Raw genomic sequence first — 18,162 nt, 5'->3', positions numbered from 1 at the left:
ACACGACCAGAAAAGAGGTATAATTTAATATAAGTCGCCCGAGATGCTCGCAAAGGCGACTCCAGGGAGGATTATTCATCTTCCTCTTTCACCCTTTCTCCAGTTTCATCCACGATATGCTCTTCCCATTTCGACGCCGTACGATCAAAGGCGTTAATAAAATTCTCAACGGCGTCCCTGGTGTCACTTTCGCCGTCGGGCCAATCTCTTTGATCAATTTTATGATAATAGTCAGAAAGAGCACTTTCAGATCCAGAAATCTCCCAATCGACATGATCAGGCGGGATATAAAGATTTCCAGACCCATCCTTCTTCGCAATACCATTTTCTTCGAGCACTGACATGAGCTCTGGATCCTGCTCCGCCGCAACACCAAGGGCGTACCCCATCATGCGTTCGGATTCCACCCACTCACCGTTCACTCCCACATGGGGTTTCCCCGACTCGTCAGAGACCGCAAACGCCTCACCCGCAATAGCCTTGCCGATCTCCACGATCAATCCGGAGGCTCCCTTATCGCCGGCGGCGCCGCCAATAAGGTTGATAGCGGCAGTGTTTACCTTGTTGCGATATTCGGCAAACTCTTGGTCATTCGCCTCACGCATTGTGCTCTCGTTCAACAAAGCAACCTCAACTAGCGCCTGGAGACCCGCAGCAGAGTGAGCCGGTCCGTGTTCCCTCTCCCCGGTGTTGGTTGCATACTCCTCCATAGCTTCAGCCGTGGTGAGCAGAGATTCTCCGTATATCTTGGCCGCCGCATCAGGATCTCCCACCGCGAACCGAGTAAAAGCCATCCGAGCTTCATCGGTAATTTCAAGCCCCTCACCTAAACCGATTTCAACGTTGCCTGGAATCCCATCAGTATTGGCAAAATCATCCTGGAAAGCGATGAATATATCGGCAAAACTATCTGCCAATTCTGAATTCAGATGACTGGCCGAGACATTATGCCAAGTGACATCGCCATCGTCTACGTGGCTTCCCGTGTTGAACAAAGAATCTTGGAATCCACTGTCCACCATAAGTTCCATCAAGGCCAGCAGGGCTGTTTCACGATGCTCATCTTCGGTGTCATTATCACCGGCCGCAGGGCCATCTGATATCCAATCGGTGATTTTGCGGACCGCCGCCCCATCGTCCCCCCAATCATGGGTGTACAGGTGCACTAGCGCATTTTCTCGGTTGCTATCCGCATTTGGCCCACCCCAAGGAAGAGGGACATCCACCCCTTCCGGGTACTCTCCTGTGAGCAATGCATAGTTCGCATCATCATTGCGTGTAGCCACTTCCAGGAGTATGGACATAGCGTTGTCATCAGTCGCGCCTTGGCCCGGCAGATGAATAATACGATCCACTTCTTTGGAAACAGTATCTATCAAACGAGTGGAGAACTCCGCACCAGCTTCCAATGTTTCATCAGCATGAACAAACAATTCACCCAACCCCGCAGCCTGATCCCGCCAGTTCTGAAGGATATTTCCGGCACCACGTCCAGTTTGGTCAGTGCTGAAATCCGGCCCTTCAAGAACATCTTGGACGCTTGCAGGAACGGAATCGTAACCACCTCCGACAGCCTCATCAGAAAGCACAAGAAGCCCGTCACCCAAGGCGCCAAGAGCATTTTCTCTTTGCGAGTCACTCAGATGCTCACCATCGAGCTTCCCAGGAAGTTCGACCACCCCTCCTTCAACCTCTTCATCCAGGGCATCATAGAATTCCTCTAGATATTCGAGTTCATAACCCCGAGGCTGGCCTCCATTGCGTTTTGCATCTCCAGCAAGAGCAGTGAGAGCGGCCAATTGCTCCAAAAGCCGGTAGTACTCATCATCAAGCTCTTTTTCCCCGGTCAGATAATCAGCCATGTTCTCAGCGTCCCTCGTTCCAGTATCGAACGTGGACGGGTAGTACATGATCTGCCGAGTAGCATTGTACGCCGCAAACCCTAGAACCCCGGCGTCGACCAGTTCCCGAAGATTGGACACGGTGGGTCCACCCTTCAGGTTTTCAGAGTTGTCCTCCGCTTCTCCTTCCAGAGTTTCCCAGTGGCCCTGTGCTCGGTCATTGAGGACACCTGCCAACGCTCTACGCGCTTCGATCCCACCAGCATCGTCCTCTGGAAAACCGAAGTTATTACCAACCGCCGTATCCCATTCTTCCTGAAGGGAAGCAATCCGTGACTGGTAGCGTTCGACGTCACCACTCCATTTACTTACCACCCCCCAAACGTGCCAGCAGGAGGTCAAAGCCGATGTCCACGCCGAATGATTTTCGTTCGCGGTGGACATGAGATTCTCTGCGATCAGATCGGAGAACTCTAGCGCGGCGTCCGTGAACAGTGACTCCAGATCTCCGCTTTTTCCGGTAATCCGCCCGACGATCTCCATCATGTCGTCGGCGGCTTGGTCGAGTTTTGCGGTGTCGATATCGCAAGGAGTGGGGGAAAAATACACGACTTTCCTGGTTTCCGAGACGGATAATAATGAAAATAATACGGTTATCGGAAGTTGACAGGACGCGCCATCGGCGCATCCGCCGAGTTATAGACCTCTGATGCCTGGCCATCGGTATTCGCCGTTTCGGATGCACCACCCTGAACGTTCTCTGCTAGCGAAACCCCGTGGTTCTCAACTCTGGCTATAGCCTCGGCCTGTTCCTCCCCGTACTCCGACCAACCACCGACCCTCGGATCATCGGCACAGGCAGCCGAAGCCGAAGACAGGACACCGTTGAAGTCATCGTGCAGGCCGTTGAACGCAGACGCGTACTCTTCGGCCGCGGCACCCGCTCCATAGGCGTCTTGAACGTTGACACCCACTTCATGCAAGGGCATAGGGAAATATCCTCTGTCATGACCGACCAAATGGGACGCGGTTCAAGTTAGCATCGGCACACCCTTCGTGATCATGGCCCCCGCCACGATCACCGCGAGCCGGAAACCCAAGTCCCTCGTGAACTGCGGTTCCATTCGGAATCGGGCGCCCTGGCCACAACCGGTCAGGCCGTCACTGGGGTCCGGTGGGGGTCGGGGTGGTGTGGGCGGTCCACCAGGGCAGCACGTCGCGGGGGTGCATGGGTTCGGCGAAGTGGTGGCCCTGGGCGGAGTGGCAACCGGCCTCCAGGGCGGCCTCGGCCAACTCCGCGCTGCTCACGCCCTCGGCGGTGGCCCGCATGCCCAGGGCCCGGACCAGGGTGATGGCGGCGCGCACCACGGTGTATCCCCGAGACGTCTCCTCGGCCAGGCGCGTGGTGAACGACTCGTGGATCTTCACCTCGTCCAGGGGCAGTCCCGCGAGCTGGGCGAGGGTGAAGTGTCCGGTGCCGAAGTCGTCCAGGGCCAACCCCACGCCGAGTTCCCGGAGCCGCTCCACGGCCTCGGTGGCGGCCTCCGGGTCGTTGATGAGGGACTGTTCAGCGATCTCCAGGACCAGGCGTCGGGCGGGCACCCCGTATTCGCGCAGGGCCGCGGCGACGGTGTCGGGCAGCTCGGGGTCGAGGAGTTCGCGCACGCCCAGGTTGACCGAGACCGGCAGGGTGAGGCCCTCGGCGTGCCAGTCGGCCGCGCGGGCCAGGGTGATGTCCAGGACCTGGGCGGAGAAGGCCCTGAACAGGTTGGAGTGTTCGACGATCGGCAGGAACTCGTCGGGGGCGAGCAGCCCCTGGGAGGGGTGTCGCCACCGCGCCAGGGCCTCCAGTCCGACGGCGCGACCGTCGGCCAACCCGATCTTGGGCTGGTAACGCATCTCCAGGGCGCCGTCGACCAGCCCGCGTCGAAGCTCGCTGTACATGCTCAGCCGGGCGGTGGAATTACGATCCTTGCCCGGGTCGTAGGACTCCACCCCGGTGCGGTCGGTCTTGGCGACGTACATGGCGACGTCGGCGCGCTGCATGAGCGACTCGAAGTCGGGTGCGTCGTCCGGGTAGAGGGCGATGCCGGTGCTGACCTGTAGGTCGAAGTCCATGCCCTCCAGGCGCACCGGTTCGGCGAGGGCGCCGCGCAGTCGCAGGGCCACCTCGCGGGCGGACTCGGTGTCGCGGACCTTGGGCAGCAGGATCGCGAACTCGTCGCCGCCCAGCCGGGACACCAGGTCGTTGGGCCGCACGCTGTGGGTGAGTCGTTGCGCCAGGGTCTGCAGCAGCCGGTCCCCGGTGGGGTGGCCGAGGGTGTCGTTGACCTCCTTGAACCTGTCCAGGTCCAGGATGAGCAGGCCCACCCTGGTGCCCTCCTGGTGCGCGCGGACGATCTCGCGGCGCGACCGGACGGTGAGGAGCTTGCGGTTGGCCAGCCCGGTGAGTTCGTCGTGGTTGGCCTGGTGGTCGCGTTTCACCAGCAGCAGGGCGCTGGTGTAGAGGGCTCCGAGCGGGAACGCGAACAGCGGCACGTAAAGCACCGAGTGGGTCATGGCGATGACGATCAGCGGGGCCAGGCTGAGCAGCACCCCGTTGACGTAGATCTGCTGGCGCAGTCCCTTGAACATGACCTGGCGCAGCGGCACGCGTTCGTGCATGGCCACGGCGCACAGCACCAGGATGCGGTTGACCACGAAGGAGGCCGCGCCGGCCAGGGCGATGACGACGATCTCGCCGCCCACCGGTACCCACGGGGTGGTGACGAGCTCGGGCATGACCAGGCGTAGGACGGCGTCGGCCACGCCCAGGGTCAGCACGTACTGGGCGGCGTTGAAGGCGGTGCGATGCGGGGCGTGGGCGCGGGCCACACCCGCGACGATCGTGGCGGAGCACTGGACGATCGCGGCGATGGGCAGCCCGTAGAAGATGACGAGCGCGAAGGTGAAGGGCAGCGAGGTGGGCGCGCCGGAGCCCGGGGACTGTCCGGGCATGGCGATGGGTCTGAGTTCGCCCAGCACCACCATGCACAACATGACCCAGACCAGGGGTTCCCGGCTGAGCAGGATGAGCTGTTCCATGCCGAGTTCGAGACTGGAGACGCCCAAGAGCAGGGCCCCGGCGGCGGTGGTTCCCGCCATGTAGAGCCACAGCGGGGTACCGGCGCGGGGCCCGACGTCCCGGGTAGCGATGGGGTCCTTCATCCGTGTCCTCGAACCTCATGACCGTAATCCGAGATACGGGCGGGTCCGTATCCGGTGCGTTGGCGCCCAGCTTACGCGGTTTCGTCACCAACTGTCGCATGACAGGAACTATGCGTTAACCAATTTGTTGGTCACTCCCAACAGAAGGAAACGGGCGGGGTGTGCCCGCCCGTTTCTCGTCACGCCCTGACCAGGGGATTCACTCCCCCGCGTCCTCCTCGGGTTCCTCCTGCGGGTTGATCCGCACGCTCTCGGCGGCCTCCACTCCCTGTTCCAGCAGGGTCCGGAACCCCGCCTCGTCCAGGACCGGAACACCCAACTTCACGGCCTTGTCGTACTTGGAACCGGGGGCGTCGCCCACCACCACGAACGAGGTCTTCTTGGACACCGAGCTCGTGGCCCGGCCGCCCTCCTCGGCGATGGACTCCTTGGCGCCATCGCGGGTGAAGCCCTCCAGGGAACCGGTGACCACCACCGACACCCCCTCCAGCAACCGCGAACCAGGGGCCTGCCCCTCGTCCTCCATGCGCACGCCCGCGTCCGCCCACTTGCGGACGATCTCGGCGTGCCAGTCCACCTCGAACCACTCGCGCACCGACTTGGCGATCGTCGGTCCGATACCGTCCACCGCGGCCAATTCCTCCTCGGAGGCCTGACGGATGGCGTCCATCGACCGGAAGTGCCGGGCCAGGTCCTCGGCCGCGCGCGGGCCCACGTGCCGGATGGACAGGGAGACCAGGATCCGCCACAGCGGCTTCTTCTTGGCCTCCTCCAGCTGGTCGAAGAGCTTCTCCACGGTCTTCTTCGGCTCGCCCTTGAGGTTGGCGAAGAAGGAGACGACCTTGGGGTCCCCGGTCTTGGGATCGGTCTTGGGCTCGGTGGTGTCCGGATCCAGCACGTAGGTGCGGATCGGCAACAGCCGGTCGACGGTGAGGTCGAACAGGTCGCCCTCGTCCTTGAGCGCCGGGTCGGCCGGCTCCACCGGCTGCGTGAGCGCGGTGGCGGCCACGTACCCCAGCGCCTCGATGTCCAGGGCCTTGCGACCGGCGATGAAGGCGATGCGCTCACGGAGCTGCCCTGGGCAGGAACGGGCGTTGGGGCAGCGCAGGTCGACGTCGCCCTCCTTCTGCTGCCCCAGCCTCGTGCCGCACTCGGGGCACTCCTTGGGCATGACGAACTCGCGCTCGGTGCCGTCGCGGCGCTCGGTCACCGGGCCGACGATCTCCGGAATGACGTCGCCCGCCTTGCGCAACACCACGGTGTCACCGATCAGCACGGCCTTGCGGGCCACCTCCTGGGCGTTGTGCAGGGTCGCGAACTCCACCTCCGAACCCGCGACCAACACCGGTTCCATCACCCCGTACGGGGTGACCCGGCCGGTGCGACCCACGCCCACCTTGATGTCGACCAGCTTGGTGGTGACCTCCTCCGGCGGGTACTTGTAGGCGATGGCCCAGCGTGGCGCCCGACTGGTGGAACCGAGCCGACGCTGCAACCCGAAGTCGTCCACCTTGACGACGATGCCGTCGATCTCGTAGGCGGGATCGTGCCGGTGTTCCTGGTAGTGGCCCACGTACTCGCGGACCTCGTCCATGGTGGCCACCACCTTGTACCGGTCACTGAGCGGCAGCCCCCACTCGCCGAGCAGGGTGTAGGTCTTCGACTGGCTGGTGAGCTTCACCTCCTGCGGCGCGCTCTCCGGGGAGTCGACGCCCCAGCCACCCTCCGCCTCGCTGTACCCGGCGGGGACGTACGCGCCCACACCGTGCACGATCATCGACAGCGGTCGGGTCGCGGTCACCCGCGGGTCCTTCTGCCGCAGCGACCCGGCGGCGGCGTTGCGCGGGTTGGCGAACGGCGCGTGCGAGCCCTCGTCGGCGATGCGCTTGTTGAGCTCGTGGAAGGCCTCCACCGGCAGGAAGACCTCGCCACGCACCTCCAGCAGTTCGGGGGCGGCCCGCACGCTCTCGTCGAGCCGCTCGGGGACCACTCCGATGGTGCGCACGTTCAGGGTGATGTCCTCGCCCACCCGGCCGTCGCCACGAGTGGCGGCCCGTACCAGGCGGCCCTGTTCGTAGACCAGGTCCACGGCCAGCCCGTCGATCTTCAGCTCGCACAGGTAGGCGTCGACCGGGACCTCCGCCGAGGCGCGGTCGGCCCAGGCGTTGAGCTCGTCGGAGTCGAAGGCGTTGCCCAGGCTCTCCATCCGCACCAGGTGCTCGACCGCGGCGAAGTCGACGCTGATGGGCGCCCCCACCTTCTGGGTGGGCGAGTCCTGGGTGATGAGGATCGGGTGGCGGTCCTCGATGTCGCGCAATTCGAGCATGAGCGTGTCGTACTCGGCGTCGGAGATGATGGGGGCACCCATGTAGTACCGGTAGCCGTGGTCGTCCAGCTCACGACACAACTCGGCGTGCCGGGCGCGTACCTCGTCGGGAACAGTGGTGTTGTCGGGCGCGCTCACTGCAGCCTTTCTGGTTGTTCTCGCGGGGGTGTCCGGGGGAGTGCGGGTTCGGGGGAGGCTTACTTACGGGGTTCGTCCCGAAGGACCCTGGCCCCGTCTCTGACGGCCTTGAGGGCCGCTCTGGCGTGCCGGGGCGAGGCGCCCGCCAACCCACAGGCGGGTGTGGTGACCACCGCGCGGGAGAGCAGGTCGGGGGCCAACCCCAGCCGGTTCCAGAGCTCGCGTACGGGATCGACGTTACGCGCGGGGTCGGACATTTCACGGCCGTCCACCGAGGGCACGACGCCGAACATGAAGCCCACTCCGTCCTCCGCCGCGGTGCCGAGCATCTCGTCGTGGGCGCGGTCGATCAGGTGCGCGTCCATGCCGATCGCGCGGGCACCACTGCGCCGCAACAGGTCGACGGGAACCGACGGGGCGCAGCAGTGCGCGGCCGGTACCGCGCCGGCCTCGTCGAGCGCGGCGAACAGGTCGCGCAACGTCGCTTCCACTCGCACCCGGTCCACGGCGGGCAAGAGCCCGAAGCCGCTGGCGGTGGGCAGGGAACCCACCAGCACCGCCGGTAGTGAGGGCTCGTCGACCTGCACGATGATCCGGGCTCCGGGGGCGCGGGTGCGCACGTCCGCGAGGTGGGCGAGGACGCCTTCCAGGTGCGATTCGGCCAGGTCGCGGCAGGCTCCGAGGTCGGAGACCATCCGCTGTCCGTTGCGCAGCTCCATCGACGCCGCCATCGTCCACGGCCCCGCCACCTGGATCTTCAACGGGCCCTCGTAGGTGTGGGCGTGATCGGTGAGGGCGTCCAGGTCGTAGGCCAGGAAGCTGCCGGCGCGGACCAGGTCCCGGCCGGGGGTGTCGGCCACCCGCCATCCGGTGGGTTGTGTCTCCACGGGCAGGTCCACGAGGAGTCCGGCGGTGCGACCGATCATGTCGGCGCCGGCACCCCGCTCGGGGAGTTCGGGCAGGTGTGGAAGGTCCGGGAGTTCACCGAGGACGGTGCGCGTGGCCTCGTCCGGGTCCTCGCCGGGCCAGGATCCGACACCGGTGGCGGACGCGACGGGCCAGGGGTAGGGCTGCTGTTGACTCACGTTGCCCAAGGTTAGAGCAATACGGCCTCAGGCCAGGGTGAGCACGGGGCCGTCGGGGGTGATCTCCAGTGTGCAGGCGGTGAGGTCGTCGACAATGGCGACGGCGCCCAGGCCCTCCAGGTCGGTGGCGTCGTGGGAGGTGGCCACGGCCAGCACGGTGGCTCCGGAGGCCACCCCCGCGCGGATTCCGGCGGGCGCGTCCTCGATGACCAGGCAGCGTTCGACGTCGTGGCCGAGTGCGGCGGCGGCCTTCAGATAGCCCTGGGGGTCGGGTTTGCCGACGCTGACGTCCTCCGCCGCGACCAGGACCTCGGGGAGGGGCAGCCCGGCGGCGGCCAGGCGCTCGCACATCAGCCGGCGCCCACCGGAGGTGACGGCGGCCCAGCGGTCGGCGGGCATGGCCTTGAGGAGTTCGCCGGTGGCGGGCAGGGCCTTGACCGCGTCCACGTCGTCGAGTTCGAGTTCCTCCAGCTCGTCGGTGGCCTCCTCGATCCGCTCGGCGGGCAGGAACATGGCGATCGTGTCCTCGGAGCGTCGCCCATGGGAGACCCTCAGGACCGCTTCGGGGTCGATTCCGTGGGACTCGGCCCACACACGCCAGGTGCGCTCCACCACCGGGGTGGAGTCCACGAGCGTGCCGTCGATGTCGAACAGGATCGCGTCCGTCGAGATGCGCATGGCCCCACCGTACGGGTTCCAGCGAGCCGAGGGGCCGGGATCAGGCCGCCTCGGCGGGCGCCCTCTCCTCGTCGTCGGTGGCCCCACCGTCCCGTTCGCCCTTGTCCCGCTTGCGGCGGTTGCGCAGCACCAGCACCGTGACGGCCACGGTCGCCACGGCGACCACGCCCACGGCGGTCCAGGGCGAGTTGAGGAACAGCACCAGCCAGCCGCCGACCAGCCCGGAGATGACCGTGCCCCACAGCCCGGCCCAGATCAGTCCGCCGATGAGCGTCGCGACGATGTAGACGGGAAAGCGCATGCGCACGGCGCCCGAGGCGAAGTGGATGGCGGTCTGCATTCCCACGGTGAGGAAGCTGAGCGTGACCACGGGCGCGCCATAACGGTCGATGCGCGCCTTGGCGGCGTCCAGCTTGGGGCCCAGGCGTTCGCCGATCCGGCCGCGGCTGACCCCGGCGCCCACTCCCCGACCCAGCAGGTGGGTGGCGGGGGCGCGCAGCATGATCACCACGAGCAGGGTGACGTAGACCACCCAGAAGGGCTGCCCCTCAAGGAACGCGAACTGCGGCATGGAACGACCCCTTCTGACCTTGGCACCACCAACTTTGCATTGCCTTACCTAAGTTCGGCAAGTGGCCAAGGTCGAAAAAACTGCGTTGTTCGTCCCACATCGCCCGATAAGTGAGCGCTCCGTTCAGGCGATGGAGTCCTCCAGGCGCGAGGTGGCGGCGATGGTCGCCGACCCCAGAACCGCGTCACCCTCGTAGACCACCACGGCCTGACCCGAGGCCACTCCCTTGGCGGGCTCGGCCAGCCGAACCACCAGTTCGGGGCCCTCGTCGGCGTCGCGCTGCCACACCGTCGCCGGGTACACCTCGCCGTGCGCACGCAACTGCACGTGGCACTCGGTCGGCTCGGTCAGCGGGCCACCCCCGCTCCAGACCGGCTTGCGGCCCACGATCCCGTCCACCCGCAGCGACTCGCGCGGGCCCACCGTCACCGTGTTGTTCACCGGCTCGATGGACAGCACGTAGCGCGGGTCGGGCGCACCACCCAGCCCCAGGCCCTTGCGCTGACCGATGGTGAAGCCGTGCGAACCCCGGTGGGTGCCGACCACGTTTCCGTCCTCGTCCTGGATCGGCCCCGGCTTCTCCCCCAGGCGCTCGTTGAGGAACCCGGCGGTGTCACCGTCGGCGATGAAGCAGATGTCGTGGCTGTCGGGCTTGTCGGCCACCGACAGTCCGCGCCGCTCCGCCTCCGCGCGCACCTCGTCCTTGGTGCAGTCGCCCAGCGGGAACATCGCGTGCTCCAACTGCTCGGCGTTGAGCACGCCCAGCACGTACGACTGGTCCTTGGCCTCGTCCACGCTGCGCACCAGCCGACCGTCGAGCTTGCGCACGTGGTGACCGGTCGCCACCGCGTCGAAGCCGAGCGCGATCGCGCGGTCCAGCACCGCCTCGAACTTGATCTTCTCGTTGCAGCGCAGACACGGGTTGGGGGTGTTGCCCGACTCGTACTCGGCGACGAAGTCCTGCACCACCTCGCGATCGAACTCCTCCGACATGTCCCACACGTAGAAGGGGATGCCGATGACGTCCGCGGCGCGGCGGGCGTCGTGGGAGTCCTCCACCGTGCAACAGCCTCGTGCGCCGGTGCGGTAGGACTGTGGGTTCTTGGAAAGGGCCAGGTGGACGCCGGTGACGTCGTAGCCCGCCTCGGCCACTCGGGCCGCGGCGACGGCGGAGTCGACCCCGCCGGACATGGCCGCCAGTACACGCAAAGTCATAGTGCCCTCCAGACTATGCGCCCGGAGCAGGCGGAGGTACCCGCCGTGTGCGGGCGGAGGTACTCACCGGGTTCTGCGAAAATCAACACATGGCTCTGTTCCGTCGTCGCCGATCCAACGACTCCACCGATTCCTCCGCCTCGGTCGCCACCGCCGCGGTGGCCGCCTTCTGGGACGCCTGGCCGTCCCTGCGACCGGCGTTGGCCGAGTCCGTTGACTCCGGCACACCCGTCGCCCCAGAGACGTCCGAAAAGGTCTCCGAGCTGGTCCGGGCGATCCATCCGGACATGGACTGGGAGATCGGCAAGGCGCCGGAGCCGCAGGCCGGTGGTCTCGACGACATGGACCTGTCGACCGACATCGACCCCGCCAAGCTGCTGGAGCAGCTCGCCGCGCTCGACGACCCCTCCAGGCTCACCGACGCGCCCGCCTACGCGATGACGCTGCGTCCAGGAGCCACCGAGGACGCGCGGGTGGTCTCCGAGCGCTGGTCCCGTTCGGCGCCCGACGACGCCGAGTGGACGTTCCGCCCGGTCCTTCCCGCCGACCACGACCGGCTCACCGCCACGGTGAACTGGGAAGACCACGAACTCGACCTGTCGCACGTGTCCGTGTCCATGCGCGTGGACCAGGCCAACGGCCGGATCGACGTGGGCGTGTACCACCCCGACAACATGTTCCTGTCGACCGAGACCCGTAGAAGGCTCGCCGACCACGTCACCCTGCTCGCCCTGGGCGAGGACCAGGTGGTGCGCTGGGTGGGGAGGGTCGAGCCCCTGGACGAGCGGCCCCTGGACCCGCTTCCGCCCACCTCCATGCCGTCCGTCGCCAAGCAGATGGGCGACCTGCTCGGCGGCACCGACGGGTGGGTGACCCTGCACTGGCGGCTGCCGTTGCAGGGCGCGGTGGAGATCCTGCTACGCCACCCCGTGACCCGTCGCGAATACCCGGCGCTGTCGCTGTTCGTACAGGTACTGGTGCCCTACACCGACGCCGACTCCGATCGTCTGCCCAAGGACTCCTCCAGCACGGCCCTCGCCGAACTGGAGGCGGGGCTCAAGCAGATCCTCGGCGACGACGGCGCCCTGTTCATGCGACAGTCCGGGGCCGGGCAACGCATGTACATCTACTACCTCGACCCGGAATCCGGCGTGCTGCCCGAGTTCGAGACCGCGTTGATGGACTGGTCCGAGGGGAAGATCCAACTGCGCACGCAGCTCGACCCGAAGTGGTCCCAGTTCGAGCTGGCCCGACGGCCCTACGTGCGCAAACTGGGTCGTTGAGGTTCTGAGCGGCGGAACGGAGGGTCAAGGACGACCCCCCGTTTCACATCTGGCGATCAAGCACCAACAGGCGTAACGTTGCCCTCCCGTCGGGAGGACGGATTCGATGGATGGTGTGCTGCCGAGTGCGCCCACTGGTCGACCACGGATGGCCGCGGTCGGTGCGATCCTCGCTTTGTGCCTGGTGGCGGCTCCGACGATGTCGCTGTTCCCGGTCGGGGTCTGGAACACCTCCCGTGCCCTGTTCCTGAGCGGTGTGGGGACGTGGACCTTCCTGCTCGCCCCGGTCACCGTCGGCGGCATCCTCCTCATGTGGCTGTTGGCCAGACGCTGGCTGATGGGCGCGGGGGTCAACCACACCACTTCGACGGCCGCCCTGGTCGTGGGCACCGCCATGGCCGTGCCCGTGATCCTGGGGCTGCTCGCGCCCTCGTTCTCGCCGCTGCCCGGTGACGTCGCGCTGAACTCCGCCGTGGTGACCGCGCTGGTGACCACGGTGGCCATGGGCGTGTGCATGCTCGCCTTCCGGGTCCGGGGGCCCTGGCAACCGGGCGTGCTTCCGGGCGTGGCAGTGGTGCTGGTGTCGCTGCTCGTGCTGCCCCTGGCCTCCGACCTCATGCGCGACCGGCACTCCGACCGGCGTTCCCTGTCCCAGGTCGAGGGCTTCACGGACCGGATCGCGGTGCTCGACCACCCGGAGTGGTCCCCGATCCACGCGAACGAGGTGCGCGAGGGGCTGCGGGTCACCTACGCCCGGGCCGGCGAGGAGACCGACGACGTGCACGTGATCAGTTGGTCCGAGGAGCTCGTCGATCAGGGCGTGCTCGCCGACTGCGACTTCAGCGGTGTGGAGTGCATGGCGGAAGAGAGGTTGGTCCTCCTGTACCGGGGAGGGCCGACGGTCCCGCGCGGGGGCGTCCCCAGCGAGGTCCGGATCCGACTGTCGGAGGACTTGATCGCCGCGGTCCGGCCGGCCGGTTCCACGAGGGAGTCGACCCTGCGCACGGTGGCGGAATCACTGCGCCTGGAACAGGCGGACGAACGAACCGACCTCGCCCAGAGCATCGTCGGCGGTTGAAGACCGGCCGGGTCGGTCGTCGGCCTTCGGGCCGGCCGGGCGGGACCTGAGCGCGTTCGGTGAGGGTCCGTCCGGGGCGGCGGCGCAGCAGCCAGGACAACCCTTCGGCCGGCACCGGGTACTCGTGGATCACGGTGGCCTGAACCCGATCTCGCGTTAGTGTCGCCCACTATGTGGACAGTCCTCTTCTACGTGAACCCCCTGACCACCACACTCGCGTTGGCCTTGGGACTGGTCGTGGCGTTGTTCCTGGCCGGGCGGCGACCGGCCATGCGGGCGATGACTCTGTGTCTGTCGGCCCTGTACCTACTGGTCTTGACGGCCCCCTTGAGCGGTCTGGGCGCGATCGGTGAATCGGATCGCCATGTCATCTGGGATCCACGGGCGTCCTTCCAGGACATCGGTGTCCCGAAAGGGCCCGAAAATTTCGGAGTGACACTCGATGACGGCCGCGTGATCCACTATTCGCCAACGGAACCGACGACGACCGAGCGGGCCGAAAAAGCCGAGGTGGAAGACCCGGCCTCGGAAGTTCTCCACGTGTATGAAGGCCCGGACGGCGCCCTGGCCGTGATCGATGCCGAGGGCACACCGGTGGAGCCGGAGTCCGAGGCGGAGCGGATCGCCGTGGAGACCATCGAGCGGGAATTGGAGTTCATGGACGCCCAGGTCGCCCGGTACGAGGAAGAGGGACCATGGAGTGTCACCGGTGGCCTCGCCCTCCAGGAACGGGTCCTGAACACGCTGCTGTTCGTGCCGATCGGCATCGCCGCGTTCTTCGCGTTCTCCTCGTGGTCGGCCCGGCTTCTGTTCGGCCCCGCCCTGTCCTCGACCATCGAGACCACCCAGTGGGTTCTCGCCGCGGATCGGTTGCCCGATACCGGTGATCTTCTCGTCAACGGCGTGGGCTCACTCTTCGGCACTCTCTTCGCCCTGACCGCGGTGGGCCTCGTCGAGGTCTTCGACCGCCGCCCCCGGGCCCGGGCCCCCCTTCGGGACGCCTCCACCTCCGATCGGGCGCTGGGCTCGCTCCCACGCGCCGCGTCCCTCCCCTTGCCTCTCGCCCGGTTTCGGTCACGTTTCGAGCACACCGACTCGTCGACCTGGGATGACAAAAACGATGGGATTGACTCCCCTCTGTGATGGGAACTGGATCGACCGAAACCCCTTAACCCTGGGAAGGGTGTGGCCGTTGGCTCCCGGACACAGCGACAAGGGCGGGCCCGTTCCCGTCCCCGAACAGGTCGCGCACTTCCACCGGCGGGAACTCCCCCCACCGCTCGTCGAAGATCAGGTGCTCACGGGACCCGCCGGTGTGGGCAAGACCCAGCTGGCCGCGCACCACGCCCGGGCGCTGCTGACCGACCACCCCGACACCCTCGTGGTGTGGGCCGACGCCACCGACCGGGAGGGCGTGGTCTTCGCCTACTCCCACGCGGCCCGTCGGGTCCTCGACCACTGCCCCGACGACCCCGAGCTCGCCGCCGGCCGATTCCTGTCGTGGCTGTACGACCCTCCCCAAGGCGTGGACCCCCGCTGGTTGGTGGTGTGGGACCACCTGACCGACCCCCGCGACTTCGACGACCTGTGGCCGCCGCTCGGTCACCGACCCCGCACCGACGGCCAGGCCCGGGGGCGCGAGAAGGGGCGGATGATCGTCACCACCCGGCTGCCCACCGAACGTTTCACCCCTCCCGGTCGGCGCCCGGTCGAGGTCTCCTCGTTCACCCGGGCCGAGGCCCGCGCCTACCTGCGCTCCGCCCTCACCGAGGCCGGTGTCGCCCACTCTCCCGCCGAACTCGACGCCCTCGCCGCCGCCCTCGACCACCACCCGCTCTCTCTGGGCCAGGCCGTCGCCTACATGGCGGATCGCCGCACCGCCTGTTCGGACTACCTGGAGCTGCTCGGCGACTCCCGCGACGCCCGCGAACCGGCGCTGGAGCGCGCCGACCGTCACCGTCCGATCGGGGTGGCCCGCCCCCTCATGGGGCTGATCTCGCTACTCGGTCCCCTGGCCACCCCCGAACAGGTGCTCGTGTCCCGACCGTTCCGCAATCACCTGGGGCGCCGCACCTACCCGCCGCGGCGCCTCGCCGAGCACGAGGTCCGGTTGGCGCTGGCCTCCCTGGAACGCCTGCACCTGATCACCCGGGACACCCCACTCGTGATCGCCGCGCACGACCACCCGCGCTCCCGACCGACCATGGAGAGCGTGCGCACGGCCGCCGACGGGCTCATGAAGGTGTGGCCGGACACCTGCCGGGGAGCTTCCCTGGAGTGGCGGCTGTTGTCGAGCACCGACGCACTGCGCTCCCACGCGCCCCCGGGTTCGTTGTGGGACGTGGACCCGCACCCCCTGCTGTTCCGTACCCGTGCCCCCGCTTGGGCCGGTGCCGCGGAGAGCCCGCTCCCCTACCGGGAGATGTTCATGGCGGGTTCCTACCGGGAACTGGAGGAGTCCTACGAGCGGCACCTGGTGATGGAGGGGCCCGATGGGCCGACCGCCCTGCGCGTTCGGCATTCACTGGCCTATTTGCGGGCCTGGGCCGGCGACACGACCGGGGCCATGGTGCGCTTCCGACACCTACTGCACGACCTGCGCCGGTGGCACGGCGCCGACCGGGTGGAGGTGTTCGGTACCCGGGGGAACCTGGCCCTGTGCCGAGCCGACACCGGCGACCTGGCCGGCGCGGTCGCCGAGGCCCGCCGGCTCCTGGAGGACCAACGAGAACATCTGGGACCCGACCACCCGAACACACTCACCACCTTGCACAACCTCGCCCACTGGCGGGGCCGGATCGGAGACCCGCGCGGGGCGGCGGAGGAGTTCCGCCGGCTGGCTCGGACCCGCGCGGAGGTATTGGGCGCCGACCACCCCGTCACGCTGCGCTGTCGGCACGATCTGGCGTTCTGGCGTGCGCGCGCCGGTGAGACCGAAGGAGCGGTGCGCGCCCTGGAGGAGTTGCTGCGGGACCGAGGTCGGGTACTGGGACCTCGGCACCCGGACACCCTGACCACGAGGAGGCGGGTGGAACGCCTACGCCGCGAGGCCAGGATCAAGGCGGAGGTGACACCGAACGGGGGCGCGGGTTCCGAGGACAGTGGGGCCCGTGCCTCCCTGGCCGGGAGTAATGGAGGAAGTCACGAACTCGACCCCAACGACGAACCCACGGGCCCCCAGGCCGCCAGGCACCTCCGCGGCTGACCCCCGGCCCGGCCGAAGCCGAATGGTCTTGCTCCCAGCGCCGATTTCGGTGGAGCAGGCTGTGGGGCGGTTCGGGGGGTTCCGAGGGGTACGGGGGCGGTTCAGGGGGCGCCTGAGGTTCAGAGCCCACCGATTCACGGGGCGGGTGTGGGGTGGGTCGGTGGGGCGCCCGGGCAGCACGAAACCGGCGCTGAGAGCAAGATCGTCGCGGTAGGGGGCAGGAGTGGTCATGGTTCCGGGTGTTCGACCTGATCGATGACCTGGGCGGCCTCGATCTGGTCCGCCTCGGTCACCACCCGGCGCAGGGCCGGCACCGCCATGGCCAGTGAGACCAGCACCAGCACACCCGAGGCGATCGGAACGTAGTACAGCTCCACCCGCCCGAGGAGACCCGCCAGAAGGGCCGCGACCGGGCCGAAGGCGGTGCCGGACACCTGCACGAACGACATCACCCTCCCCAACTGGTGTCCCGGGACGATCAGCTGGATGGCGCCGAGCATCACGATGTTGGACGCGGTGATCACGAAGCCCAGCACGACCCACGCCACCACGGCCGCGTAGGCGTTCGGGGCCAGTCCGAAGCCCAGGAAGCACAGGCCGGTGACGGTGAAGAACACCAGCTCCAAGCGGAACCGGCCCAGCCGAGCCACCATCGCTCCGACCGTGACCGCGCCCAGGAGCGCGCCCACCGCGGATGAACCGAGGAACGCACCGTACAGGGCCGCCGGCACCCCGAAGTGGTTCTGCGCGATCAGCACCATGACGGCGCTCAGCGCGGTGAAGGCGGCGTTGAGCGCCAGGTTGAAAAGCAGGATCGGGCCGAGGGAGCTTCCCCGGAAAACGAAGACGAACCCCTCGCGCAGGTCGACCAGAGCCGAGGGCCGCCCACTGTCTCCGGTCCCGGCCACTCCGGCAGCCCCGTCGGCATTTTGCCCGGGGGCACGACGCACCGCCAAGGGCAACCCGAGCAGGACCAGCGCCCCGAGAACGTAGGCGCCGGCGTTGGCCGCGATGGGAACGAACGCCATGATGGCGAACAGGAACCCGGCTAGCGGCCCGCCCGCGAAGTCCTGGGTGACGGTTCGCCCGCCCTCAATGCGCCCATTGGCCCGGTCGATGGTCCCGGCCGGGGCGAGGTTGGGCATCAGCGCCTTGCCCGCCAGATCGTAGAACACCTCGCAGGTCATGACGGTGAACATGACCGCGTACAGGACCCAGATCGTGGCGTGCCCGGTCGCGACGAGCACGGCCAAGGCCACGAGCGCGATCGACCGTGCCATGTTGGTGCCGATCATCAGCCGCACCCGGTCGACCCGGTCGACGACCACCCCGGCGGCCAGACCGAACAACAGGAAGGGCAGGAAGCGGGCGGCGATCAGCCCGGACACCAGGAGCGGGTCGTTGGTGAACAACGCCGCCACCAGTGGCAGGGCGATGGCCATCATGCCGTCGCCGAGGTTACTGGCCAGACTCCCGAGCCAGAAGCGGTTGAAATCCCGGCCGAGACCGGGTTTACGTGTGGCCTTCTGCAAGGG

13 protein-coding genes are annotated in these 18,162 nt (G+C 67.2%); 4 read left to right on the top strand and 9 right to left on the bottom strand.

The features are described from left to right. Positions 1–71: 71 nt before the first annotated feature. The 8 genes from ACWGKS_RS02845 to mnmA all read right to left on the bottom strand — a co-directional run bounded on the left by ACWGKS_RS02845 (position 72) and on the right by mnmA (position 11,061). The gene (locus ACWGKS_RS02845; RefSeq protein WP_358513540.1) at positions 72–2,450 is read right to left on the bottom strand and encodes a TPR repeat region-containing protein; all 2,379 of its coding nucleotides are present in this window, start codon (positions 2,448–2,450) and stop codon (positions 72–74) included. A 44-nt stretch (positions 2,451–2,494) separates the two neighbouring features. Next, positions 2,495–2,830, bottom strand: coding sequence for a hypothetical protein (locus tag ACWGKS_RS02840; RefSeq protein WP_358513538.1), 336 nt, complete (start codon positions 2,828–2,830; stop codon positions 2,495–2,497). Between the two features lie 172 nt (positions 2,831–3,002). After that, a complete protein-coding gene (locus tag ACWGKS_RS02835) occupies positions 3,003–5,048 on the bottom strand; it encodes a putative bifunctional diguanylate cyclase/phosphodiesterase (protein ID WP_358513536.1) in 2,046 nt (681 codons plus the stop codon). A gap of 199 nt (positions 5,049–5,247) precedes the next feature. Further along, positions 5,248–7,512 (bottom strand): NAD-dependent DNA ligase LigA, encoded by a 2,265-nt coding sequence (ligA, locus tag ACWGKS_RS02830; protein WP_358513534.1) that lies wholly within the window; start codon positions 7,510–7,512, stop codon positions 5,248–5,250. Positions 7,513–7,571: 59 nt separating this feature from the next. Next, positions 7,572–8,606, bottom strand: a complete 1,035-nt coding sequence (locus ACWGKS_RS02825; protein ID WP_358513532.1) for a methionine synthase — start codon at positions 8,604–8,606, stop codon at positions 7,572–7,574. 18 nt (positions 8,607–8,624) lie between these two features. Further along, entirely contained in the window at positions 8,625–9,275 is a 651-nt protein-coding gene (locus ACWGKS_RS02820; RefSeq protein WP_358513530.1) for an HAD-IA family hydrolase, read from the bottom strand. Positions 9,276–9,315: 40 nt separating this feature from the next. Then, entirely contained in the window at positions 9,316–9,846 is a 531-nt protein-coding gene (locus tag ACWGKS_RS02815; RefSeq protein WP_358513528.1) for a DedA family protein, read from the bottom strand. Between the two features lie 123 nt (positions 9,847–9,969). Further along, positions 9,970–11,061, bottom strand: a complete 1,092-nt coding sequence (mnmA, locus tag ACWGKS_RS02810; RefSeq protein ID WP_358513526.1) for a tRNA 2-thiouridine(34) synthase MnmA — start codon at positions 11,059–11,061, stop codon at positions 9,970–9,972. Between the two features lie 89 nt (positions 11,062–11,150). Here mnmA and ACWGKS_RS02805 point away from each other — a divergent pair, with 89 nt between their 5' ends. From ACWGKS_RS02805 to ACWGKS_RS02790, 4 genes are all read left to right on the top strand, one after another. Then, positions 11,151–12,344: a DUF695 domain-containing protein gene (locus tag ACWGKS_RS02805; protein WP_452521567.1), complete on the top strand. Its 1,194-nt coding sequence runs from the start codon at positions 11,151–11,153 to the stop codon at positions 12,342–12,344. A 106-nt stretch (positions 12,345–12,450) separates the two neighbouring features. After that, positions 12,451–13,422 (top strand): hypothetical protein, encoded by a 972-nt coding sequence (locus ACWGKS_RS02800; protein WP_452521566.1) that lies wholly within the window; start codon positions 12,451–12,453, stop codon positions 13,420–13,422. Between the two features lie 171 nt (positions 13,423–13,593). Further along, the gene (locus tag ACWGKS_RS02795; RefSeq protein ID WP_358513520.1) at positions 13,594–14,565 is read left to right on the top strand and encodes a VanZ family protein; all 972 of its coding nucleotides are present in this window, start codon (positions 13,594–13,596) and stop codon (positions 14,563–14,565) included. Between the two features lie 40 nt (positions 14,566–14,605). Beyond that, positions 14,606–16,627, top strand: coding sequence for a tetratricopeptide repeat protein (locus tag ACWGKS_RS02790; RefSeq protein ID WP_452521564.1), 2,022 nt, complete (start codon positions 14,606–14,608; stop codon positions 16,625–16,627). 227 nt (positions 16,628–16,854) lie between these two features. Here ACWGKS_RS02790 and ACWGKS_RS02785 read toward each other — a convergent pair whose 3' ends face one another. Further along, positions 16,855–18,159 (bottom strand): MFS transporter, encoded by a 1,305-nt coding sequence (locus tag ACWGKS_RS02785; RefSeq protein ID WP_358513515.1) that lies wholly within the window; start codon positions 18,157–18,159, stop codon positions 16,855–16,857. Between the last annotated feature and the right edge of the window lie 3 nt (positions 18,160–18,162).

Source organism: Nocardiopsis sp. NPDC055879 (assembly GCF_053615935.1).
The sequence above is the reverse complement of the archived record's forward strand: the minus strand, read 5'-3'. Positions and strand labels throughout refer to the sequence as shown.

Coding starts and splice junctions, on each gene's coding strand:
- ACWGKS_RS02840 (WP_358513538.1), bottom strand. CDS start 2,830: ATGCCCTTGCATGAAGTGGGTGTCAACGTTCAAGACGCCTATGGAGCG.
- ACWGKS_RS02835 (WP_358513536.1), bottom strand. CDS start 5,048: ATGAAGGACCCCATCGCTACCCGGGACGTCGGGCCCCGCGCCGGTACC.
- ACWGKS_RS02820 (WP_358513530.1), bottom strand. CDS start 9,275: ATGCGCATCTCGACGGACGCGATCCTGTTCGACATCGACGGCACGCTC.
- ACWGKS_RS02815 (WP_358513528.1), bottom strand. CDS start 9,846: ATGCCGCAGTTCGCGTTCCTTGAGGGGCAGCCCTTCTGGGTGGTCTAC.
- mnmA (WP_358513526.1), bottom strand. CDS start 11,061: ATGACTTTGCGTGTACTGGCGGCCATGTCCGGCGGGGTCGACTCCGCC.
- ACWGKS_RS02805 (WP_452521567.1), top strand. CDS start 11,151: ATGGCTCTGTTCCGTCGTCGCCGATCCAACGACTCCACCGATTCCTCC.
- ACWGKS_RS02800 (WP_452521566.1), top strand. CDS start 12,451: ATGGATGGTGTGCTGCCGAGTGCGCCCACTGGTCGACCACGGATGGCC.
- ACWGKS_RS02795 (WP_358513520.1), top strand. CDS start 13,594: ATGTGGACAGTCCTCTTCTACGTGAACCCCCTGACCACCACACTCGCG.